The 23200-nt window shown below is 52.2% G+C and carries 30 protein-coding genes; all 30 read right to left on the bottom strand.

What is annotated here, in order from left to right; translation table 11 throughout:
• Window positions 1–127: 127 nt before the first annotated feature.
• Window positions 128–955 carry a type I methionyl aminopeptidase gene (map, locus tag G445_RS0107745; RefSeq protein ID WP_022866971.1) on the bottom strand — a complete coding sequence of 276 codons (828 nt, stop codon included), beginning with the start codon at window positions 953–955 and terminating at the stop codon, window positions 128–130.
• A gap of 147 nt (window positions 956–1102) precedes the next feature.
• Window positions 1103–1678, bottom strand: a complete 576-nt coding sequence (locus tag G445_RS0107740) for an adenylate kinase (RefSeq protein ID WP_022866970.1) — start codon at window positions 1676–1678, stop codon at window positions 1103–1105.
• Between the two features lie 390 nt (window positions 1679–2068).
• Window positions 2069–3364 carry a preprotein translocase subunit SecY gene (gene secY / locus G445_RS0107735; protein ID WP_022866969.1) on the bottom strand — a complete coding sequence of 432 codons (1296 nt, stop codon included), beginning with the start codon at window positions 3362–3364 and terminating at the stop codon, window positions 2069–2071.
• 214 nt (window positions 3365–3578) lie between these two features.
• The gene (rplO, locus tag G445_RS0107730) at window positions 3579–4043 is read right to left on the bottom strand and encodes a 50S ribosomal protein L15 (RefSeq protein WP_022866968.1); all 465 of its coding nucleotides are present in this window, start codon (window positions 4041–4043) and stop codon (window positions 3579–3581) included.
• Complete coding sequence (gene rpmD / locus G445_RS0107725) at window positions 4043–4225, bottom strand: 50S ribosomal protein L30 (RefSeq protein WP_022866967.1); 183 nt, start codon at window positions 4223–4225, stop codon at window positions 4043–4045. Before rpmD ends, rplO begins: the two co-directional genes overlap by 1 nt.
• Window positions 4225–4905, bottom strand: a complete 681-nt coding sequence (rpsE, locus tag G445_RS0107720; protein ID WP_022866966.1) for a 30S ribosomal protein S5 — start codon at window positions 4903–4905, stop codon at window positions 4225–4227. The genes rpmD and rpsE overlap by 1 nt, the downstream gene beginning before the upstream one ends.
• A gap of 24 nt (window positions 4906–4929) precedes the next feature.
• Window positions 4930–5301, bottom strand: a complete 372-nt coding sequence (gene rplR / locus G445_RS0107715; protein ID WP_022866965.1) for a 50S ribosomal protein L18 — start codon at window positions 5299–5301, stop codon at window positions 4930–4932.
• Window positions 5301–5837 carry a 50S ribosomal protein L6 gene (rplF, locus tag G445_RS0107710; RefSeq protein ID WP_022866964.1) on the bottom strand — a complete coding sequence of 179 codons (537 nt, stop codon included), beginning with the start codon at window positions 5835–5837 and terminating at the stop codon, window positions 5301–5303. Before rplF ends, rplR begins: the two co-directional genes overlap by 1 nt.
• 14 nt (window positions 5838–5851) lie before the next feature.
• Entirely contained in the window at window positions 5852–6250 is a 399-nt protein-coding gene (gene rpsH, locus G445_RS0107705) for a 30S ribosomal protein S8 (protein ID WP_022866963.1), read from the bottom strand.
• Window positions 6251–6304: 54 nt separating this feature from the next.
• The gene (locus G445_RS0107700; protein WP_022866962.1) at window positions 6305–6490 is read right to left on the bottom strand and encodes a type Z 30S ribosomal protein S14; all 186 of its coding nucleotides are present in this window, start codon (window positions 6488–6490) and stop codon (window positions 6305–6307) included.
• Window positions 6491–7042, bottom strand: coding sequence for a 50S ribosomal protein L5 (rplE, locus tag G445_RS0107695; RefSeq protein WP_022866961.1), 552 nt, complete (start codon window positions 7040–7042; stop codon window positions 6491–6493).
• Complete coding sequence (rplX, locus tag G445_RS0107690) at window positions 7039–7374, bottom strand: 50S ribosomal protein L24 (protein WP_022866960.1); 336 nt, start codon at window positions 7372–7374, stop codon at window positions 7039–7041. The genes rplE and rplX overlap by 4 nt, the downstream gene beginning before the upstream one ends.
• Window positions 7375–7743: a 50S ribosomal protein L14 gene (rplN, locus tag G445_RS0107685; RefSeq protein WP_022866959.1), complete on the bottom strand. Its 369-nt coding sequence runs from the start codon at window positions 7741–7743 to the stop codon at window positions 7375–7377.
• Window positions 7744–7879: 136 nt separating this feature from the next.
• Entirely contained in the window at window positions 7880–8152 is a 273-nt protein-coding gene (gene rpsQ, locus G445_RS0107680; protein ID WP_022866958.1) for a 30S ribosomal protein S17, read from the bottom strand.
• A gap of 7 nt (window positions 8153–8159) precedes the next feature.
• Complete coding sequence (gene rpmC / locus G445_RS0107675; protein WP_022866957.1) at window positions 8160–8390, bottom strand: 50S ribosomal protein L29; 231 nt, start codon at window positions 8388–8390, stop codon at window positions 8160–8162.
• A gap of 1 nt (window position 8391) precedes the next feature.
• Window positions 8392–8808, bottom strand: a complete 417-nt coding sequence (gene rplP, locus G445_RS0107670; RefSeq protein WP_022866956.1) for a 50S ribosomal protein L16 — start codon at window positions 8806–8808, stop codon at window positions 8392–8394.
• 3 nt (window positions 8809–8811) lie between these two features.
• Window positions 8812–9603 (bottom strand): 30S ribosomal protein S3, encoded by a 792-nt coding sequence (gene rpsC / locus G445_RS0107665; protein WP_022866955.1) that lies wholly within the window; start codon window positions 9601–9603, stop codon window positions 8812–8814.
• Window positions 9603–9989, bottom strand: coding sequence for a 50S ribosomal protein L22 (gene rplV, locus G445_RS0107660; RefSeq protein ID WP_022866954.1), 387 nt, complete (start codon window positions 9987–9989; stop codon window positions 9603–9605). The genes rpsC and rplV overlap by 1 nt, the downstream gene beginning before the upstream one ends.
• 33 nt (window positions 9990–10022) lie before the next feature.
• Complete coding sequence (gene rpsS, locus G445_RS0107655; RefSeq protein WP_022866953.1) at window positions 10023–10304, bottom strand: 30S ribosomal protein S19; 282 nt, start codon at window positions 10302–10304, stop codon at window positions 10023–10025.
• Between the two features lie 11 nt (window positions 10305–10315).
• Entirely contained in the window at window positions 10316–11152 is an 837-nt protein-coding gene (gene rplB, locus G445_RS0107650) for a 50S ribosomal protein L2 (protein ID WP_022866952.1), read from the bottom strand.
• A 29-nt stretch (window positions 11153–11181) separates the two neighbouring features.
• On the bottom strand, window positions 11182–11496 hold the full coding sequence (rplW, locus tag G445_RS0107645) for a 50S ribosomal protein L23 (RefSeq protein ID WP_022866951.1): 315 nt from the start codon (window positions 11494–11496) through the stop codon (window positions 11182–11184).
• Window positions 11496–12143, bottom strand: a complete 648-nt coding sequence (rplD, locus tag G445_RS0107640; RefSeq protein ID WP_022866950.1) for a 50S ribosomal protein L4 — start codon at window positions 12141–12143, stop codon at window positions 11496–11498. The genes rplW and rplD overlap by 1 nt, the downstream gene beginning before the upstream one ends.
• A gap of 4 nt (window positions 12144–12147) precedes the next feature.
• Window positions 12148–12813: a 50S ribosomal protein L3 gene (rplC, locus tag G445_RS0107635; RefSeq protein WP_022866949.1), complete on the bottom strand. Its 666-nt coding sequence runs from the start codon at window positions 12811–12813 to the stop codon at window positions 12148–12150.
• A gap of 11 nt (window positions 12814–12824) precedes the next feature.
• Window positions 12825–13133, bottom strand: coding sequence for a 30S ribosomal protein S10 (rpsJ, locus tag G445_RS0107630; protein WP_022866948.1), 309 nt, complete (start codon window positions 13131–13133; stop codon window positions 12825–12827).
• Window positions 13134–13646: 513 nt separating this feature from the next.
• On the bottom strand, window positions 13647–14300 hold the full coding sequence (locus G445_RS0107625) for an HAD family hydrolase (protein ID WP_022866947.1): 654 nt from the start codon (window positions 14298–14300) through the stop codon (window positions 13647–13649).
• A gap of 158 nt (window positions 14301–14458) precedes the next feature.
• Window positions 14459–15649, bottom strand: a complete 1191-nt coding sequence (gene tuf / locus G445_RS0107620) for an elongation factor Tu (RefSeq protein WP_022866946.1) — start codon at window positions 15647–15649, stop codon at window positions 14459–14461.
• A 108-nt stretch (window positions 15650–15757) separates the two neighbouring features.
• Window positions 15758–17878, bottom strand: coding sequence for an elongation factor G (gene fusA / locus G445_RS0107615; protein ID WP_022866945.1), 2121 nt, complete (start codon window positions 17876–17878; stop codon window positions 15758–15760).
• A 42-nt stretch (window positions 17879–17920) separates the two neighbouring features.
• Window positions 17921–18391: a 30S ribosomal protein S7 gene (gene rpsG / locus G445_RS0107610; RefSeq protein WP_022866944.1), complete on the bottom strand. Its 471-nt coding sequence runs from the start codon at window positions 18389–18391 to the stop codon at window positions 17921–17923.
• Entirely contained in the window at window positions 18391–18765 is a 375-nt protein-coding gene (gene rpsL, locus G445_RS0107605) for a 30S ribosomal protein S12 (protein WP_022866943.1), read from the bottom strand. Before rpsL ends, rpsG begins: the two co-directional genes overlap by 1 nt.
• Before the next feature lie 549 nt (window positions 18766–19314).
• Window positions 19315–23196, bottom strand: a complete 3882-nt coding sequence (locus tag G445_RS0107595; protein WP_022866941.1) for a DNA-directed RNA polymerase subunit beta' — start codon at window positions 23194–23196, stop codon at window positions 19315–19317.
• Window positions 23197–23200: the final 4 nt, after the last annotated feature.

The following is a 23200-nucleotide window of genomic DNA, read 5'->3' as shown; positions in this document are numbered from 1 at the left end:
CGCAGTAACATGCGGTTTTGAGCTTTTCCCAATTCCATTCTCGACGGTTCGTCACCACCACATGAGGATACCGGAAACATCCTGACAACAATACGGCACATCGTGACGAAATCACCGCGCGGTGTTGCTAACCCAGGGGCGCCACCTCAATACCGTAGGTCGCCAACTGCGCAGCTCCCCCATCGGGCTTATTCAACACCCAAATACCACCCTTATGTAACGCAACCTGCGATTCCCAATGCGCAGCGTCGCTTCCATCCTTGCTCAGAACGGTCCATTCATCATCAAGCGTGTAATTTTCCTGGTGTCCGTCCACAAGAATCGGTTCGATGCACAACACCATTCCGGGTTTCAACCTGGGGCCGCGCCCACGTGTTGCGTAGTTAAAAACGTTCGGATCTTCATGCATGGAACGCCCTATCCCATGCCCCGTAAAATCTTCCACGATTCCAGGCTCCGGGATTTGACGGCAAACGAAATCGTCAATTGCCTGCCCGATTCCGCCCACGTACTTTTTCGTCGCCATTGCGGCAATACCAACCCACATAGATTCTTCCGTGAGGTCGCAAAGCCTTTGGCGGCGCCTCGTTACCTCGGGGTCGCCACCCGGCAACACAACGGAAAACGCGGAATCTCCGTGCCATCCGTTTTTCACCGCGCCGCAATCCATCGACACAAGGTCACCTGGTTGGAGAATGGTCTCCTCGTTGGGAATCCCGTGGACCACAACATTATTCACGGAAATACAAGTATTAGCGGGATACCCGTAGTATCCCAAGAAATTAGAGACAACTCCGTGATCATCGAGCACGCGCTTTGCCACGCGGTCAAGGTAGGCGGTACTCACCCCTGGACGCACTTCCTCACGCAACGCAATGTGAATATCGTTCACAATCAGCGCCGACTCGCGCATGGCAAGAATTTGCTCATCAGTTTTGTAGGTAATACCGCTCACCTTAGCTCCTTTTTGGGTTGCGAGGATCCGTCACAGCGAAAAATGTGGATTCTCTCGATGCTATTCGACGCAACACTAGATCACGAAACAGACGCTAGTGGAAGACCAACCCGTTCGTCGTAACCTAACGTTGCGTCTCTAGAAATGTTATTGTGCGAGAAACTCCGCAACCGCTTTTTCGATTGCGTCACCAATTTCTTCGATGGTTCCCTCGCCCTCGATGCTGAGAACGACGCCACGCTTGGCATAGGCATCAATAATGGGTTTCGTTGTTTCGTGGTAAAGCTCAATACGACGACGGATAACGTCCTCGGTGTCGTCCGCACGGCCCTGTTCGAGTGCGCGTCCAAGGAGGCGCTGGACAACAACGTCGTCGTTCACCTTGAGTTCAATAACGGCGTCAATCTTTTCACCCTTGAGGATCTCGTCGAGAGCATCGACCTGGGAAAGATTGCGCGGATAGCCGTCGAGAAGGAATCCCTCGCGTGCATCGGCTTGCGCTAAACGTTCCTCAACCATTTTGTTGGTCACGGAATCGGGAACAAGTTCACCCTTTTCAGAGTAAGACGCGGCGAGCTTACCCAATTCATCCTGTGCTTTGGCGTGAGCGCGGAAAAGATCTCCCGTGGAAATTGCGGGAACACCGTTGGTGGTGGCGATGCGCATTGCCTGGGTTCCTTTACCGGCTCCTGGGGGGCCAACGATGATGAGACGTGCTGACATCATTTTTCCTTTCAGGTTGTGTTGTTAATACTCTGATTGTTATGTGAAGAATGTGTAAATGCTCTGATTATTGTGCGAAGTATGTGTTAAAACTACTTGTTTCGCGAACCGTTATTTATTCTCTACTCTACGTATAATTCGCTACTTACGTTCTACGTAACGTACAAGCCGTTGCTTAACGCGATATGTAAGCCGTTGCTTATTCTCGACGCGAGACGCAGAAACTGTAACTTATAGACTTCGTGAGGGGAACCGTCGTCTACCTTAACACGGAGTGCATTGAGAAATCGTGAGAACCGGAAACCCGTAGGCTAAGCACTCAGGGCAACTGGCATAGAAACGATGGAAACGAAAGAAAGCCGGGCGTGATGCCCGGCCCTTCCGGAAAATTTAGCGTACTCCCCCAAGGAAACTATCGTAGTGACGCTGCTGCAACTGTGCGTTAATGTCCTTAACTGTTTGCAAACCAACGCCCACAAGAATAATGATGGAGGTTCCGCCGAAACCTGACTGGATAATACCCAGTGCGTTAAAGAGGAGAAGCGGAATAAGGGCGACGATTGTCAAGTAGGTTGCGCCAACCCAGGTCAGGCGATTGGACACCCTGCGCAGATACTCTGCTGTTGCGCGCCCGGCACGAATTCCTGGAATGAAACCGCCGTACTTTGCCATGTTATCTGCGACTTCATCTGTGTCGAAGGAAATGGAGACATAGAAGAATGTGAAAGCAAAGGTGAGCAAACCGTAGGTTGCGAGATAAGGCCAGCCGTTGTGCTGGAAGTGTTGTTGAATCCAGATTGCCCACTTTGATTCAGGGTTGGCGAATGATGTGATCATCTGTGGCAACATGAGAATCGAGGAGGCGAAGATAACCGGGATAACATTTGCCATATTAATTTTGATGGGCAGGTATGTTGTGGAACCACCGTAGGTACGACGGCCAATCATACGCTTTGCATACTGTACCGGAATCTTACGTTGCGATTGTTCAACGAATGTAACAACGAGGGTAATGAAGGCGAATACTGCGATAACGAAGAGCAGAATAGCAATGCCTTGACCTTGCTGAATGCTTCCCAGCATTGAGGGGAAACCTGCACAAATGCCCGTGAAGATAAGGATGGACATACCGTTTCCGACACCACGTTCAGTAAGGAGTTCTGCCATCCACATGATCAGGCCCGTACCGGCTGTCATGGTGAGGATTGTCAATGTATAGCGCCACGGGGTTGCCTCAGGGATTGCCGGGTGAGGGCATCCATGGAAGAGAGTGAAGTTAGCGGTTGCTACAACAACTGAACTTTGAAGCAAGCCGAGTCCGATGGTGAGATAACGGGTGTATTCGGTGAGTTTTGCTGTTCCGCTTTGACCTTGCTTATGTAGCTCTTGGAAACGCGGAATGACGACGCGTAAGAGCTGAATAATAATGGAGGCGGTAATGTAAGGCATAATCCCGAGAGCGAAAACGGATAGATGCATCATCGCTCCACCAGAGAAGAGGTTGAGCATGGCAACTAGATCGCCTTGATCGGAACGAAGTGCTGTACATTCTCGAATATTAGGCAGGCTCACGAAAGGTGCGGGAATGTAACTACCCAAGCGGTATAAAACCATGATGAACATGGTGAAGAATAGCTTACGCCGCAAATCCGGTGTTCGGAACGCTGCTGCAAATGCCTTAATCAAGATTCCTCCTGAACGGAATACATCCGTTATTGGGTTTCTTTGGTCAGAAACAATGTGTTGGCATAATTATGTCGCTACGCATATGGTACACAAAGGTACGGATGCGTCAAAGACACAGCCCGCCCCGATTATATTATCGAGGGCGGGCTGTCTATGCATTAGAAGTTCATAAAATGTGCGTGAACGCTCATTTTAGATAACATTTTGGTAACTTCTAAATTACTTTTGTAATGGTACCGCCTGCTGCCTCAATCTTTGTTTGAGCAGATGCGGACCATGCGTTAGCTTCAACGTCGACCTTCACGGTGATGTCACCGGTGCCGAGAACCTTCACGAGTTCGTTCTTGCGAACCGCGCCCTTTGCGACAAGGTCAGCAACCGTGACCTGACCACCTTCAGGGAAAAGCTTTTCGATTGTAGCGACGTTAACAACCTGGTATTCGACGCGGAAGGGGTTCTTGAAGCCACGCAACTTCGGCAAACGCATGTGAAGTGGCATCTGGCCACCTTCGAACCATGCTGGTACCTTATTACGCTTCTTCGTTCCCTTGCGTCCACGTCCAGCAGATGTTCCCTTAGAACCGTTACCGCGTCCTACGCGAGTTTTTGCCTTGTTGGAACCCTGGGCCGGACGAAGATCATGAATCTTGAGAACTGAATCCTTTGTGCTATCAGCCATTAGTCAACCTCCTCAACATCCACGAGATGTGCAACCGTGCGAATCATTCCACGCACAACACTTGTATCTTCACGTACTGTGGACTGGCCAATCTTACGAAGACCGAGTGTACGCATTGTATCCTTCTGGTTCTGCTTTGCGCCAACCAGACCTTTAACCTGTGTAATCTTCAGCTGAGCCATTATGCACCAACTCCTGCTGCAGCGGCTTCATTTTCGGCCTTTTCTGCTTCAGCGGTTGCTTCTTCACGTGCCTTAGCTTCAGCTTCTGCACGATGGCGAAGCATCTGTTCAGGAGCAACCCGTTCAAGCGGGAGACCACGGCGTGCCGCAACGGATTCAGGCTGTTCGAGCTGCTTCAAAGCATCTACTGTTGCGTGAACAATATTGATTGCGTTGGATGAGCCGAGCGACTTGGACAAAACGTCCTGGACGCCTGCGCATTCCATAACTGCACGGACCGGGCCACCGGCGATAACACCGGTACCGGGAGCTGCCGGGCGAAGGAGTACAACGCCAGCCGCATCTTCACCTTGAACAACGTGAGGAATGGTGTTGCCAATACGGGGAACACGGAACATGCTCTTCTTGGCTTCTTCCGTTCCCTTAGCAATAGCGGCGGGAACTTCTTTTGCCTTACCGTATCCGACTCCAACCATGCCCTGGCCATCTCCTACCACGACGAGAGCCGTGAAGGCCATGTTGCGTCCACCCTTGGTGGTTTTGGCAACGCGGTTGATGGTAATAACACGTTCGATGTGAGTATTACGTTCTTCATTGTTGCGGTTGTCGCGACGTCCGCGACGACCTTCGTTCTTTTCAGACCGGCCGTTCCTGGCCGGATTCTGCTGCTCTGCAGCCATTTTCCTCTGCCTTTCCTCAGCCGATTAGAAATCGAGTCCAGCTTCGCGGGCGCCTTCGGCAACCGCAGCTACTCGACCATGGTACTTATTTCCACCGCGGTCAAACACCACGGCGTTGATTCCGGCATCCTTAGCGCGCTTACCGATGAGTTCGCCAACCTTGCGTGCAAGATCCTTCTTTGTTCCTTCTGCCTTGACCAATTCGGCTTCGAGTGTGGAGGCTGCAACGAGGGTGCGACCTGCCAAGTCGTCGATAACCTGAGCCTGGATGTGGCGGTTGGAACGGAATACAGCCAAACGGGGACGTTCGGGTGTACCGGAAAGACGCTTGCGCAAACGGAAGTGGCGACGTGTGCGAGCAACACTCTTGCCCTTGCCCTTGACGGTAACAGCCATCACTTACCAGCCTTTCCAGCCTTGCGACGAATAACTTCGCCTGCGTACTTGATACCCTTGCCCTTGTAAGGTTCGGGCTTACGGAACTTGCGGATACGTGCAGCGATTTCACCAACGAGCTGCTTATCAATACCGGAGACGGCGAACTTGGTTGGTGTTGCAACCGCGAAGGTAATTCCTTCAGGCGCATCGATAACAACCGGATGTGAATATCCGAGAGCGAATTCGAGGGATGTGCCTTTTGCCTGCACACGGTAACCTGTGCCCATGATTTCCATGTTCTTGGTGTAACCTTCGGTCACTCCAACAATCATGTTGTAAACGAGAGTGCGGGAAAGTCCGTGAAGGGAACGCGCTACTCGCTCGTCGTTCGGACGGGTAAGAACAACGTGGTTATCTTCAACTTTAACCGCAATAGGTTCTACAACCGTGTGTGAAAGTTGGCCCTTGGGGCCCTTAACGGTCACATCTTGACCGGAAACATTGACGTCCACGCCATTCGGGATAGCGATGGGAAGCTTGCCAATACGTGACATTTTTCTACCTCCCTTTACCAGACGTAAGCGAGGACTTCCCCGCCAACGCCCTTATCCTTAGCTTCGCGGTCCGTCATCAGGCCGGAGGATGTTGACAAAATAGCAACTCCGAGGCCGTCAAGAACACGAGGCAAATTAGTGGACTTTGCATAAACACGCAAACCTGGCTTGGATATACGGCGTACACCCACGATTGCACGTTCACGGTTTGAACCATACTTGAGGTTGAGCTTTAGGTTTTTGCCAACCTTGGCTTCCTCAACATCGAAAGAGGCGATGTAGCCTTCTTCTTTCAAGATCTTTGCAATATGTGATTTGATCTTTGAGTAAGGCATAGACACCGACTCATGGAACGCCGAGTTGGCGTTACGCAGACGCGTGAGCATGTCTGCGATAGGGTCAGTCATTGTCATTTTGGGCTTTTGCCCTTCCTCGTCGCGGTTTCCAAAGGACCTGCGACGTAGTGTTTACCAGCTGGACTTCTTTACTCCGGGAAGTTCGCCACGCAGGGCGAGTTCGCGAAGGCAAATACGGCATAGGCCGAACTTGCGGTAGACGGAATGCGGACGACCGCAACGGTTGCAACGTGTGTATGCACGCACGGCAAACTTCGGCTTGCGGGTCGCTTTGTGTTTAAGAGCGGTCTTCGCCATTTAGGCCTCCTTGAAGGGGAATCCGAGTTGCTTGAGAAGAGCGCGCCCTTCGTCGTCGCTCCCGGCGGAGGTTACAACGGTGATGTCCATACCGCGTACGCGGTCGATCTTGTCCTGATCGATCTCATGGAACACTGTTTGTTCGGTCAAGCCGAAGGTGTAGTTGCCGTTGCCGTCGAACTGCTTGGGGGAAAGACCGCGGAAATCGCGAATACGCGGAAGCGCTGTTGCAAGGAGGCGATCAAGGAATTCCCACATGCGGTTGCCACGAAGTGTGGCGAAGCAACCGATTGCCTGTCCTTCACGAAGTTTGAACTGCGCAATGGACTTACGTGCACGGGTAACCTGTGGCTTTTGACCGGTAATGACGGTCATATCGTTAATAGCACCGGTAAGAATTTTGGAATCACGAGCTGCGTCACCAACACCCATGTTCACGACGATTTTGGTGATGCCGGGAACCTGCATGGGGTTTGCATACTTGAACTCTTTGGTCAAAGCGGGAACGATGTCCTCTTTGTACTTTACCTTCAGACGTGGAGTTTCGCTCACAGTTCGATCTCCTTCCCACCGCGACGGCCAATACGTACGCGAACAATCTTCTTACGACCATCGCGTTCCACTTCTTCTTCACGGTAACCAACGCGAATCGGCTTGCCATCATGGACAAGTGCAACATTGGAAATGTGAATGGGGGCTTCAACGGTTTCAATACCACCGGATGCGGTGGAGGACTGTCCTGCACGGACGTGCTTCTTCACGCGCTGAACACCTTCAACGACGACGCGGTTACGACGGGTGTCGACGGAGAGCACACGGCCCTGCATACCCTTATCGCGACCTGCGATTACCTGAACGAGGTCATCTTTCTTGATCTTAGCCATTTAGATAACCTCCGGTGCCAATGAAACGATACGCATGAAGCGCTTTTCGCGCAGTTCGCGACCAACCGGACCAAAAATACGGGTGCCACGAGGTTCGCCGTCGTTCTTCAAAATGACAGCTGCGTTCTCATCAAATTTAATATACGAACCGTCAGCGCGACGTGTTTCCTTCTTGGCGCGAACGACGACAGCCTTGACGACGTCGCCTTTCTTTACTGCGCCGCCAGGAATTGCGTCCTTGACGGTGGCGACGAAGGTGTCGCCAATTCCGGCGTAGCGCCGGCCTGAGCCGCCAAGAACACGGATGCAGAGAAGTTCCTTTGCACCGGTGTTGTCAGCAACATTGAGCCGCGACTCTTGCTGGATCATGTGTTTCTATCTCCTATTGTCGTGCCGGTTCTCGAATAACGAGCCTTGCCGAACGAATGGGTCATACGGCTTTTGCCGCACGTAGCAGAAAACTTTACCACATCTTTCGATGTGGCAAAGTTATCTGTACTACTTTTTACTTAGCCTTCTCGATAATCTCGACGATTCGGAAGTGCTTCGTAGCGGAGAGCGGCCTTGTTTCCATAATGGAGACAAGATCGCCAACGCGTACTTCGTTGTTTTCATCATGCGCCTTGACCCTCTTGGTACGGGTAATAACCTTTCCGTAAAGGCCGTGCTTCACGCGGTCTTCGACCTCAACAACGACGGTTTTATCCATCTTGTCGGAGACGACGTAACCGCGAAGCGTTCTGCGATGATTACGTTCTGTTGTTGCGTTCTCGCTCATTTAAACCTCACTTCTGAGCGGTAGGAGCGGTGCGAATGTTCAAATCGCGCTCACGCTGGATGGTGTAAATGCGAGCAATCTCGCGACGGACTTCTTTTAGACGCGCGCTATCTTCCAAACGGTGTGTTACCGCGGAGAAGCGGAGGTTGAACTGTTCCTTCTTGGCTTCTTCAAGCTTTTCCGCCAGTTCACGGTTCGTCATAGCGTCCAGTTCTGCGGGTGTTAGGCCCTTAGCCATCTTATTCAGCCTCCTCACGTGTGATAAAACGGGTCTTAATCGGGAGCTTGTGCTGGGCACGGCTCATAGCTTCGCGTGCAAGCGATTCGTCAACACCAGACATTTCAAACATGACACGTCCGGGCTTAATGTTAGCAATCCAGGTTTCAACCGGGCCTTTACCGGAACCCATACGAACACCGAGTGCCTTCTTCGTCAAGGGGCGATCTGGAAAAATATTGATCCAGATCTTTCCACCACGCTTGACGTGACGAGTCATAGCAATACGAGCTGCTTCGATTTGGCGGTTGGTGATGTATGCAGGTTCGAGAGCCTGGATACCGTATTCACCGAAAGCCAATTCTGTTCCGCCCTTTGCCATGCCGTGACGGCCGGGACGATGTTGCTTACGCCATTTTGTACGACGAGGAATCAACATTGTTTATGCCTCCGTTCCAGCTGTAGCTTCGGCAGCTACATTCTTCTGGGCGTTATTTTGACCGCGACGGGCGCGTCCACCGTTTCCACGGCGGCCACGGCGTTCACCGCGTCCACGTCCGCGAGGTGCTTCCACCAAGCTACGGTAGTATTCCTGATCCGTCACATCTCCACGGTACACCCAAACCTTCACGCCAATACGGCCGAAGGTGGTACGTGCTTCATAGAAGCCGTAGTCGATGTTTGCGCGCAGGGTGTGGAGGGGAACGCGACCTTCACGGTAGAACTCAGAGCGGGACATTTCTGCTCCCCCGAGACGACCGGAGCACTGGACACGAATACCCTTGGCACCTGAACGCTGAGCGGATTGGATACCCTTACGCATGGCACGGCGGAAAGACACACGGGAGGCAAGCTGTTCAGCAATTCCCTGCGCGATAAGCTGTGCATCAGCTTCAGGATTCTTTACTTCGAGAATGTTGAGCTGCACGGCTTTACCCGTGAGCTTCTCGAGATCTGCACGGAGGCGATCTGCTTCCGTACCACGACGACCAATAACGATACCGGGACGTGCGGTGTGGATATCCACAACAACGCGTTCCGCGCGACGTTCGATGTTGACGCGAGAAATACCTGCGCGTTCAAGCATCTTTTCAATCATTTCGCGGATTTTAACGTCTTCAATTACGTAATCTGCGTAGCGGTTACCTTCCTTATTGGAATCAGCAAACCACTTGGAGCGGTAATTGGTCGTGATGCCGAGACGGAACCCAATAGGGTTGACTTTCTGTCCCACTAGCGGGCCCTCCTCAACTTCTTGGACTTATTCTTAGGCTTTTCGTCCGTAACGAAAACCGTAATGTGGCTCGTGCGCTTGTTAATGCGATCTGCGCGACCCTGTGCACGGGGACGAATACGCTTCATTGTCGGCCCTTCGTCGGCGTAGCATTCACCAACGAAAAGATCGGCTTCGTCGAAACGCTCACCGGCTGCATCAGCAGCGTAACGGGCATTAGCGATAGCGGATTCTAAAACCTTGCGAACCGGAACGGCTGCACCCTGAGGCGCGAATTCCAGTATATCGAGGGCATCTACCGCACGCTTACCGCGGATAACATCCACGACACGGCGAGCCTTCATGGGCGTCACACGCACGAAGCGCGCCTGCGCCTTTGCTTCCATAGTTCTGCCTTACTTTCTTGCTCGGAGCCTCGCCTAGCGGCGACGGCCCTTTCGGTCGTCCTTCACATGCCCGCGGAATGTGCGGGTCGGGGCGAACTCCCCGAGCTTGTGGCCAACCATGGATTCGGTTACGAAAACCGGAACATGCTTGCGGCCATCATGCACGGCAAAGGTGTGACCCAGGAAGTCGGGCGTAATAACGGACCGACGTGACCAGGTCTTGATGATATTCTTGGTGTTTTTTGCGTTCTGTTCGTCGACCTTCTTCATAAGGTGTTCGTCGACGAAAGGACCCTTTTTCAAACTGCGTGGCATCAGCTATCCTCCTAGCGCTTCTTGCCGGTCTTGCGACGGCGCACAATGAGCTTGTCGCTAGCCTTGTTCGGACGGCGAGTACGGCCTTCCTTCTTACCCCAGGGGCTGACAGGATGGCGACCACCGGAGGTCTTACCTTCACCACCACCGTGCGGGTGGTCAATCGGGTTCATAACAACACCGCGGACTGTTGGGCGAACGCCCTTCCAGCGCATACGGCCTGCTTTACCCCAGTTAATGTTGGACTGTTCGGCATTGCCGACTTCACCAACTGTTGCACGGCAACGAACATCCACGTTACGAATTTCGCCGGAGGGCATACGCAACTGAGCGTACTTTCCTTCGCGAGCAACGAGCTGAACTGAAACGCCTGCGCTTCGCGCAATCTTTGCGCCACCCAACGGGCGAAGTTCAACGTTGTGGATTGTTGTACCCAGCGGAATATTGCGCAAAGGCAAGTTGTTGCCCGGCTTAATATCCGCATTTGGACCAGTTTCAATACGATCGCCTTGCTTCACACCACGGGGAGCAACGATGTAACGCTTCTCGCCATCTGCAAAGTGAAGAAGAGCGATGCGTGCGGTACGGTTCGGATCATATTCGATATGAGCAACCTTTGCCGGCACGCCATCTTTATCCCAACGACGGAAGTCGATGAGACGATACTGACGCTTGTGGCCACCACCGATGTGACGTGTTGAAATACGTCCACGGTTATCGCGACCACCCGTCTTTTTAAGGGGGCGTAGGAGGGACTTCTCCGGAGTTGAACGAGTAATCTCGGCGAAGTCGGCTACGCTTGCACCGCGACGACCCGGAGTCGTCGGCTTGTACTTACGAATTCCCATGAGTTTCTATCCTCAATTTCTGCGCGTTATTAGCTAACGATATCGCCGTAGATGTCGATTGTGCCCTCACGCAGCGTCACGATGGCGCGCTTGGTGTTCTTGCGACGACCAATGCCGTTACGTGTGCGACGGGTCTTACCCTGACGATTCTGTGTGTTAACCGATGCAACCTTGACGCCGAAGATAGCTTCAACGGCCTGCTTGATTTCCGTCTTGTTGGAACGCGGATCGACGAAGAACGTGTACTTACCCTGTTCTTCAAGGATGGCGCTCTTTTCGGACATCACCGGAGCAAGGATGACATCGTGCGGATTCTTGTTGTAGAACTTCGCTGTATCAGTCATTACTTCTCATCCTTCTTCGTTTTCTTCTCAACGAAAGCATTGAGAGCTGCTTCAGTGAAGATAACGTCGTCTGCAACGAGAACGTCGTAGCAGTTGAGCTGATCGACGTAAATTGTGTGAACCTGGGGAAGGTTACGTACCGAAAGAATGGACGCATCCTCTCCACGTTCTACGACGACGAGGGCGCGACGACCTTCATTAATCTTCTCAATGAGTTGACGTGCGGCCTTGGTGGACGGGGTTGAATCGGCAACGAATGCGGTTACCGCATGGATGCGGCCACCACGTGCACGATCTGAAAGTGACTGAAGCAGAGCCGCTGCAATCATTTTCTTGGGGGTGCGCTGTGAATAATCGCGCGGCTTGGGACCATGTGCGATGCCACCGCCACTCCAAATTGGAGAACGTGTGGAACCGTGACGTGCGCGTCCCGTTCCCTTTTGGCGCCAAGGCTTCTTTCCACCACCGCGGACTTCGCCACGTGTTTTGGTGGAGTGGGTACCCTGACGAGCAGCTGCGAGCTGAGCCGTCACCACCTGATGAAGGAGGGACGTGTTGACTTCACGATCAAACAGCGCTTCGGGAAGTGTAACAGTTGAAGTAACCTTGCCCGATGCGTCGAGAACGTCAATGTTGAAGTCTGCCATGATATTAGGCTCCCTTCACGGACGTACGAACCACTACGGAACCACCCTTTGCACCGGGGATAGCTCCGACGACGAGGAGAAGTCCGTTCTCAACATCGACTGAGTGGATGGACAGGTTCTGAACCGTAACGCGTTCGTTACCCATACGGCCTGCCATGCGCAGACCACGGAATACGCGAGCGGGTGTGGCGCAAGCACCAATCGAACCCGGCTTACGGTGATTACGGTGAGCACCGTGGGAAGCGGAAACACCGGCGAAGCCGTGACGCTTCATAACACCAGCGAATCCCTTACCACGAGATGTGCCCATAACGTCTACTTTTTGACCAGCTTCGAACAGATCGGCGGTGAGTTCCTGACCAACAGAGTATTCGGATGTGTCCGCGAGGCGAACTTCAAACATCTTGGTACGGGGTGTCACACCAGCCTTGGCGTAATGGCCTTCGATCGGCTTGGTCACATTCTTTATCTTTTCATCGCCTGAAGCAATTTGAACGGCAGAATAGCCATCAACTTCAGGTGTGCGAACCTGGGTCACCACATTGGTGCCCACACGCACTACGGTAATGGGGAGAAGATGTCCTTCTTCATCCCACAGCTGGGTCATTCCCAGCTTCGTGCCGAGCAGAGCCTTCACGGGCTTGCTGGCAACAGCCTGCTTGGAGTTCATTGCGTTTTACCTCAGAGCTTGATTTCCACGTTGACATCTGCCGGAAGATCGAGACGGCGAAGGCTGTCAATCGTCTTCAGGGTTGGTTCCACGATGTCGATGAGGCGCTTATGCGTGCGCATCTCGAAGTGTTCGCGGGAATCCTTGTACTTGTGGGGCGAGCGGATAACGCAGTAAACGTTCTTTTCCGTCGGTAGCGGTACGGGGCCCACTACAGTTGCGCCGGTACGGGCAACTTCGTCGACGAGCTTCTTGGCTGCGCTATCAATGACCTCGTGGTCATATGACTTCAGCCTAATGCGGATCTTCTGTCCCGCCATGGCGCGTCTACCTCTCTTTAGCTTCGGTGCCCGGCTCCATCACAAGGCGCATCGAAGCGACGGTAAAACTACCACAACATCAAAGCCCTATATGAGGTTCCGGAAAACCCTTTATCATTCATCGACGTTTGCGCCGACAAGTCTTTCTGCTCATTTGAGCAACTTTTATAGTTTGCCACAACTATTCGCGTGATATCAAGGATATGCATCACATAGTGCAACAGTTCTCACGTTTGTGCGCACATTCGCGCCAAACACAAGAAAATATTTTACGGGGAAAATGGGGCCGATTCAAGGGTTAACCTGGAGATACCCATCACGTATTAGCATGATTCACGCGAGTCCGTCGTAAATTTCTTCGTAAGGAAACCAGTTGACGTGGTGAAGGAACCCGCTACGTTCCACAGGGCGATTTCTTTCGCGAACCCGCAAGGAGTGAGTGCGATTATGTTGGGTGCGCTTCAACGATACATGTCCGCTTATATTGCGCACGCTTCAACGATACATGTCCGCTCATATTGCACACGCTGCAACGATGCCCGCCAACGGATACTCGTGAACATCGACGACGAAAGCGCCGGCTCGTCGTGCAGAGGTCGTACCAGGGATAGAATCCTCGAACGCAACACAGAACTCAATCGGCACCCCAATTCTTTCGGCGCCCAACGCATAGGGTGCCGGATCAGGTTTGCCCGGAACGGGATCGTCGCCGGTAACAGCCGTTTTTAGTCGCGAACCCACACCACTAAGGAAGAGACGAACGGGCTCGCCGGGTGTTGCGGTAACAAGCGCCTGCGGAATGGAATGCGCGTCGAAGAAATCGATAAGCTCCGCTCCCCCGTCAATCAGGGTTACGCTACCCATATGGGTTTCCATTCCGCGTAACACTTTGGCGAAAAGCTTCCACGGATCTTCTTTGGCGCCAGCCTCGTGGACGCGACGGGCCATGGCGTAAGCGTGGGTTTGAGAACCGGCACCGGTAATGGCTAGAGCATCTTTTTCAGTCCATTGCCCACCGTAACTACGGACTGTTTCCTCCGTAACCCTCCCCCATTCGGCTTCGCTATCAACAAGCGTCCCGTCCATGTCCCATAAAATTCCTTGCGGCATAAAGGGAAGCTGGAGGTAATCAACAAGTTTTTCCATTGAAAGCTGTGGTTGTGCCATGAACACTAGCCTATCAAGAAGCCTCACGGTTCTGTTAGGTGCTAGAAAGACAAGATGTGCCCCGCAGCGAACTACAAGAACACCGCACCATACAACATGTGCCCCGCACTAAAAAGTGCGGGGCACATGGGAAGTAAGCTAGCTGAGCTAGAAATTACTTACTTGATGATCTTGATGACTCGCCCGGATCCAACGGTGTGGCCACCTTCACGGATAGCGAAGCCGAGGCCTTCTTCCATGGCGATTGGCTGGATGAGTTCAACAGTCATTTCGGTGTTATCGCCAGGCATAACCATTTCGGTGCCTTCAGGAAGGGTGATAACGCCGGTAACGTCTGTGGTACGGAAGTAGAACTGCGGGCGGTAGTTGGAGAAGAACGGATTGTGACGTCCACCTTCTTCCTTCTTCAGCACGTAGACCTGAGCTTCGAACTTGGTGTGCGGGGTGATGGAACCCGGCTTGGCAACAACCTGGCCACGTTCAACATCTTCACGCTTGGTACCACGGAGAAGAAGACCGCAGTTTTCGCCGGCTTCAGCGTAATCCATCTGCTTGTGGAACATTTCGATACCGGTAACCGTTGTCTTCTGAGCCTTGCGGATACCGAGGATTTCAACTTCTTCGTTCAGGTTGAGGATACCGCGTTCCACACGACCGGTAACAACGGTTCCACGACCAGTAATCGTGAAGACGTCTTCGATCGGCATAAGGAACGGTTTATCGGTGTCACGAACCGGATCTTCGAAGTAGGTGTCAACCTGCTCCATGAGTTCTTCAATGGAAGCAACCCATTCAGCATCGCCTTCAAGAGCCTTGAGAGCGGAAATGCGGACGACGGGGAGGTCGTCTCCGGGGTATTCCTGAGAATCGAGAAGTTCACGAACTTCCATTTCAACGAGTTCGAGAAGTTCTTCATCATCAACCATGTCGGACTTGTTGAGTGCGACGATGATCTGGGGCACGCCAACCTGGCGGGCAAGAAGAACGTGTTCACGAGTCTGAGCCATCGGACCATCAGTTGCGGCAACAACGAGGATTGCGCCGTCCATCTGAGCAGCACCGGTAATCATGTTCTTGATGTAATCGGCGTGTCCAGGGGCGTCAACGTGAGCATAGTGACGCTTTTCTGTCTGGTATTCAACGTGGGAAACGTTAATCGTAATACCACGCTGGCGTTCTTCAGGAGCGTTATCAACCTGATCGAACGGGGTGAATTCATTAAGATCGGGGTACTTATCCGCAAGAACCTTGGTGATAGCAGCGGTCGTTGTCGTCTTTCCGTGATCGACGTGACCGATGGTGCCGATGTTCATATGCGGCTTGGACTTATCGTACTTGGCCTTTGCCACTACGTCCTCCTGGGACTCTAGAAATTACTTATAGATTCTGGATAAATGCTGGCGCACGTATCCATATTCGTATCGAACAGTTACCTATTGTAAACGAAACTGGATACGTTATTCACCGCGTGCAGCGGCAACGACTTCATCCGCGACGTTCTTGGGAACCTCAGCGTAGGAATCCATCTGCATGCTGTAGACCGCACGGCCCTGCGTCTTGGAACGCAGGTCACCAACGTAACCGAACATTTCACTGAGCGGAACGTTAGCACGAACGATCTTGACGCCAGTAGCGTCTTCCATGGACTTAATCATACCGCGACGGGAGTTCAGGTCGCCAATAACGTCGCCCATATACTCCTCGGGGGTACGAACTTCAACGTCCATAATCGGTTCCAGAAGAACAGGGTTGGCACGCTTTGCGCCTTCCTTGAACACCTGGTTACCGGCGATCTTGAAGGCAAGTTCGGACGAATCGACGTCGTGGTAGGCGCCGTCTTCCAGCGTTGCCTTCACACCCACAAGCGGGTAGCCGGCAAGAACACCATTAGACATGGCTTCTTGGATACCCTGGTCGACGGACGGAATGTATTCGCGCGGAACGCGACCACCGGTAACAGCGTTGACGAATTCGTATGCTTCGCCTTCTTCTGTCGCATCGAGCGGTTCGAACGTACAAATAACACGCGCGAACTGACCGGATCCACCCGTCTGCTTCTTGTGGGTGTATTCAACATGTTCCACCTTGCGGCGGATAGTTTCACGGTAGGCAACCATCGGAGCGCCGACGTTTGCATCAACCCTGAATTCGCGCTTCATGCGGTCAACGAGAATATCGAGGTGGAGTTCGCCCATACCGCCAATAACGGTCTGGCCGGTTTCCTCATCCTGATGAACCGTGAAGGTCGGATCTTCCTCCGCCAGCTTCTGAATGGCGATGGAAAGCTTTTCTTGGTCGCCCTTGGACTTAGGTTCAATGGCAACGTGGATCACTGGATCCGGGAATGTCATTGATTCAAGGACGACGGGAGCATCCTGGGCGCAGAGGGTATCACCAGTTGTGGTGTCCTTCAGGCCGATGAATGCGTAAATATGCCCAGCGTGTGCAACCTCAACAGGGATTTCCTTGTTGGAGTGCATTTGGAACATCTTGCCGATACGTTCGCGCTTACCCTTAACGGAATTCATCACCTGGGTACCGGATTCGACCTTACCGGAGTAGACACGAATGTAGGTGAGTTTACCGTAGAAGGGGTGAACGGCAATCTTGAAGGCAAGAGCAGCGAAAGGCTCAGATTCGGATGGATGGCGAAGAATAACTTCGTCTTCATTTCCGGGCTTGAAACCTTCAATAGCAGGAATATCAAGCGGGGAAGGAAGGAAGTTGACAACACCATCAAGAACGGGCTGAACACCCTTGTTCTTGTAGGCAGAACCTGCATAGACAGGATAGATTTCGCTGTTCAGGGTACGAATACGCAAACCCTTAATCATTTCCTCAGTGGAAAGTTCACCTTCTTCAAGGTACTTTTCCATGAGTTCTTCGTTAGCTTCAGCGGCATCTTCCATGGCGACCATACGAAGTTCTTCAGCCTTCTCAAGAAGATCAGCCGGGATGTCTTCGTGTTCAACAACGGCACCCATGGTGCTATTACCCTTATCGTCCTGTTCGGGGAAACGAACGGCTGTCATGCTCAACACATCGACAACACCATTGAATTCGTTTTCCGCCCCAATCGGGAAGGTAATAACCGTGGGATGAGCCTTCAAACGATCGCGAATCGTCTGAACGGAAAAATCAAAGTTTGCACCGAGTTTGTCCATCTTGTTGATGAAACAAATGCGGGGAACGTTGTACTTATCAGCCTGACGCCACACGGTTTCAGACTGAGGTTCAACACCTTCCTTGCCGTCGAACACGGCAATGGCACCGTCGAGAACGCGCAGTGAACGCTCCACCTCAACGGTGAAGTCCACGTGGCCCGGGGTGTCAATAATGTTGAACTGTGCACCCTTCCAGAATGCCGTTACAGCAGCGGAAGTAATGGTAATACCACGTTCCTTTTCCTGCTCCATCCAGTCGGTGGTTGATGCACCGTCGTGGGTTTCACCAAGCTTATGGTTAATGCCGGTGTACAGCAGGATGCGCTCAGTGGTTGTTGTTTTACCGGCATCGATGTGCGCCATGATACCGATATTGCGGACCTTTGTAAGGTCGGTAAGCACGTCTTGTGCCACAATACGCTCTTCTCTATAACTCGGGGTTGAAAACCCTGGCGATTACCAGCGGTAGTGAGCAAAGGCCTTGTTAGCCTCTGCCATACGATGGGTATCTTCACGACGCTTCACAGCACCGCCAAGACCATTGGATGCATCCAAGATTTCGTTCATGAGACGCAGTTCCATCGTGTTTTCACGACGGGTGCGAGCGAAGGAAACGAGCCAACGCAACGCAAGAGCGGTAGCGCGTGCGGATTTAACTTCCACCGGAACCTGATAGGTTGCGCCACCAACGCGACGTGAACGAACTTCGAGTTGCGGACGAATATTATCCACTGCACGCTTGAAAACTGCGAGCGGATCTTGTCCAGACTTTTCTGCAACGCCTTCAAATGCGCCGTAAACGATGGACTGAGCCAAAGACTTCTTACCATCGACGAGAACACGGTTCACAAGCTGAGTAACAATCTGGGAATTGTAAACCGGATCTGCGATCAAAGGACGCTTCTTAATTGGACCCTTACGTGGCATTACTTCTTCTCCTTCTTCGCACCATAACGGGAACGAGCCTGGTTACGGTTCTTCACACCCTGGGTATCCAGAGCGCCACGAACGATCTTGTAACGCACACCGGGAAGATCCTTCACGCCACCACCGCGCACAAGAACGATGGAGTGTTCCTGAAGGTTATGACCTTCACCGGGAATGTAAGCGGTAACTTCGATGCCGGAAGAAAGGCGAACACGGGCAACCTTACGGAGCGCGGAGTTCGGCTTCTTCGGGGTGGTGGTGAACACACGTGTGCACACCCCGCGACGCTGGGGGCTTCCCTTGAGCGCCGGGCGCTTGGGAGCGCGCTTCTTCTGTGCGCGTCCCTGGCGTACCAACTGCTGTATTGTAGGCACTAAATTTCTCCTGTTGTACAGATGAATAATGAATATAATTCGCCAAATCTAGAGAACACACACCGCTCATTCATGTGGCAAGCCACAACTAGACCCGCGAATAGGCAACCTTTACAAGAATAGCCACTTAGGCGCGTCCACGTCAAAGGTTTAACGGTTCGTGTTATCAGATACACACATGAGTAAAGGTGTGTGTTGACGAAAAGTTTTCGTTTTTCTTACCCAAAGTTCTACGCTTGGCACACATGCATGAATCCGGGTGGCTTAATCTTCTTTGCACAGTTTTACACTACGCGCCGGTACACGAACGCGAAAGCCAAAAGATGAGCGTACGAACAATGTCACATTTTTTATAGATGTACGACGAGAATGTGGCGTGTGGGAAGAATTCCCACACGCCACATTCGTGAACGCTTGGTGCGTAAACCTTTATATGTCAGGTGAACGCCCGAAAAATCCGGAAGCGAACGTTATGGATGCGCCCGAAAAATGTCAGTAAGACACTTTCCTTGATACGCCACCTATCCCCTGCGTCCGGATTCCTGCGTGTTACATGCCGTATCCAGCGTCAAAATCGAAATCTTGCATGCCGGAATACGGGAACACGTCATCGAAGGAATCGTATTCGCGTGAGGCGAAGCCGAAGTTCTTTTCGAAGTCCACACGTGCCTCAACCGTCGGCTCAACCTTGACGTTACGCAGTGTCTCAAGGCCGGTACCGGCCGGAATGAGCTTACCGAGAATAACGTTTTCTTTCAGACCTTCAAGCGGATCGGACTTGGAGTTCAAGGCAGCTTCCGTCAACACACGAGTTGTTTCCTGGAAGGATGCGGCGGAAAGCCACGAATCTGTTGCCAAAGAAGCCTTCGTGATACCCATGAGTTCGGGGCGTCCTGAAGCAGGTTTCCCACCTTCAGCCATTGCCGCACGATTCTCGCTTTCAAAACGAGCAACATCCACGAGTTCACCGGGAAGCAGATGCGTACTTCCAGCTTCAAGAACCGTAATACGACGAAGCATTTGGTGAACAATCACTTCAATATGCTTATCGTGGATGTCTACGTTCTGGTTCCGGTAAACATCCTGAACCTGATCCACAATATATTCCTGAACCGCGCGACGGCCAGAAATACGCAGAATCTTCTTGGGGTCAACGTTACCTTCAACGAGTTGCTCGCCAACCTTCACATGCCCGCCTTCTTCAATTAAAAGCTTGGCACGCTTGGAGGCAAGATAAACCATGTCCTCTTCGGCGTCGTCGCGAACAATAATCAAACGACGCAGACGTTCACCGTCTTCGACTTCCAAACGTCCGGCAACTTCAGCGATAGGAGCTTCACCCTTAGGCGTACGTGCTTCAAACAATTCCTGAACACGCGGAAGACCCTGAGTAATATCTTCAGCCGACGCAGAACCACCGGTGTGGAAGGTACGCATTGTTAGCTGTGTACCAGGTTCACCAATGGATTGTGCCGCCACAATACCAACAGCTTCACCAATATCGACGAGCTTGCCGGTTGCCATGGAACGGCCGTAGCACATTGCACATGTACCGGTACGAGACTGGCAGGTAAGCACGGAACGGACCGAAACCTTGGTAATACCCTTTTCGATAAGGTTTTCGATAATATCGTCGCCAAGATCTGTTCCGGCTACAACCAAAACATTACCTTCACTATCCACGACATCTTTCGCAAGAGTACGTGCATAAACTGTTCTGTCAAGGTTCTTATCGGGAACAAGCTGTCCAGCGCTATCGGGTGAGGCAATCGTCTTGGATAAACCACGAGACGTACCGCAATCGCCTTCGCGAACAATAACGTCCTGGGAAACGTCCACAAGACGGCGCGTCAAGTACCCTGAATCCGCTGTACGCAACGCGGTATCCGCCAAACCCTTACGGGCGCCGTGCGTATTGGCGAAGTATTCGAGAACCGACAAACCTTCACGGTAGTTCGAAATAATCGGACGAGGAATCGTCACACCCTTGGTGTCGGAAACCAGGCCACGAATACCAGCAATCTGACGGACCTGTTCCCAGTTACCACGGGCACCGGAGGAAACCATACGGTTCACGGTGTTATCGTCGGAGAAATTCTTACGCATTTCTTCAGCAATATTCAACGTAACTGCGGACCATAGGTTCACCAAATCACGACGGCGATCCTCGTCCTCGATAAGACCATCAAGGTACTGATTTTCGATAACGTTGGCTTTCTTTTCAGCCTCAGCGATAATCCCGCGTTTACTTCCAGGAACAACCACATCCGAGACGGCAATAGACACACCGCTTCGTGACGCCCAATAGAAACCTGTTGCCTTCAACGCATCGAGGGATGCGCCAACGTAAACCTTTTCGTAGCGTTCAGCCAAGCTGTTGACGATCTTGCCGAGAACCTTCTTATCAACAACTGTATTGACATACGGGAAATCAACAGGAAGTGCCTCGTTGAAGATTGCGCGCCCGAGAGTTGTTTCCAAAATAATCGGATCGTCTTCTCCGTGATTTTCAGGGGCAACCCAGCCACGCGGAGGAACAACATCGGACTCGAAACGAATCTTCACCCTGGAGTTCAAGTCAAGCTCGCCAAGATCGTAAGCCATGCGGGCTTCGTCTACCGTCGTGAAGAAACGTCCCTCACCTGACTTACCTTCGCGTTCGCTCGTCAAGTAGAACAAACCAATCACCATGTCCTGGGAAGGCATGGTCACAGGGCGTCCGTCAGAAGGCTTCAAAATATTGTTCGACGAAAGCATGAGCACGCGAGCTTCGGCCTGCGCTTCAACGGACAACGGAAGGTGAACAGCCATCTGATCGCCGTCGAAATCGGCGTTGAAGGCCGCACACACGAGGGGGTGCAAGCGAATAGCTTTACCTTCGATAATGACGGGTTCGAATGCCTGAATACCGAGGCGGTGAAGTGTTGGTGCGCGGTTCAAAAGAACCGGGTGTTCACGAATAACTTCGTCCAAAACATCCCACACTTCGGGGCGTTGGCGGTCAATCATGCGCTTGGATGCCTTAATATTCTTGGCAATCTCAAGATCGACGAGGCGCTTTTGCACGAATGGTTTGAACAGTTCGAGAGCCATCACCTTCGGCAAACCGCACTGGTGAAGTTTCAGGGATGGGCCAACAACAATAACGGAACGGCCGGAATAATCCACGCGCTTACCGAGCAAGTTCTGGCGGAAACGACCCTGCTTACCCTTCAACATATCCGAAAGGGACTTCAGGGGACGGTTACCGGCACCCTGAACCGGGCGGCCACGCCTACCGTTGTCGAAGAGCGCATCCACAGATTCTTGCAACATACGCTTTTCGTTGTTCACCATGATTTCTGGTGCATTCAAATCAAGCATGCGCTTTAAGCGGTTGTTGCGGTTGATGACGCGACGATACAGATCGTTCAAATCTGAGGTTGCGAAACGGCCACCGTCGAGCTGAACCATGGGGCGAAGATCCGGCGGAATAACCGGAAGAGCATCCAAAACCATAGATTCGGGCTTCGTACCGGAATGCAGGAAAGCATTAACCACACGGATACGCTTAAGTGCGCGTGCCTTACGCTGAGCTGTTCCCGTTTCAATAACTTCTACGAGAGCATCATGTTCAGCTTGAAGATCGAAATCACGCAGGCGCGCCTGGATAGCTTCTGCCCCGCGTGCCGCCTTGAAGTATTCTCCGTAGCGAGCTTCCATTTCGCGGTAAAGATCTTCATCACCTTCAAGATCTCCCACTTTAAGCTTTGTGAAACGATCCCAGACTTCCGTCAAACGTTCGAGCTCACGATCGGCATTTTCACGAATCTTTGCAAGGTCTTTTTCGGCCTCGCGCTTTATCTTCGTTTTTGTAGCCGTTGTGGCATCCTCACCTTCAGCTGCCGCAAGTTCTGCTTCAAGTTCCTTGTGGCGTGCTTCCAGTGCCGCATCACGTTCCTTCATGAGAGCACGGGATTCAAGTTCAAATTCAGATTGAAGAGTTGCGTGATCTTCGCGTCGTCCTTCTTCATCTACTTCGGTCACCATATAGGCGGCAAAGTAGATTACTTTTTCCAAATCTTTGGGGGCAACGTCAAGGAGATATCCGAGACGTGAAGGAACACCCTTGAAATACCAAATGTGGGTAACGGGAGCAGCAAGTTCAATATGTCCCATGCGTTCACGGCGCACCTTGGAGCGTGTAACTTCCACACCGCAGTGTTCGCACACAATACCCTTGAAACGGGGACGCTTATACTTTCCGCAAGCGCATTCCCAATCGCGGGTAGGACCGAAGATTTGTTCACCGAACAGGCCGTCGCGTTCCGGCTTAAGGGTACGATAATTAATGGTTTCCGGCTTCTTTACTTCACCGTGGGACCATGAACGAATATCGTCTGAGGTCGCCAGGCCAATATGAAGCTGATCAAAACGATTGACGTCGAGCAAGATT

This window comes from Actinotignum urinale DSM 15805, from assembly GCF_000420445.1.
GTDB classification, from domain to species: Bacteria; Actinomycetota; Actinomycetes; order Actinomycetales; family Actinomycetaceae; genus Actinotignum; species Actinotignum urinale.
The sequence above is the reverse complement of the archived record's forward strand: the minus strand, read 5'-3'. Positions and strand labels throughout refer to the sequence as shown.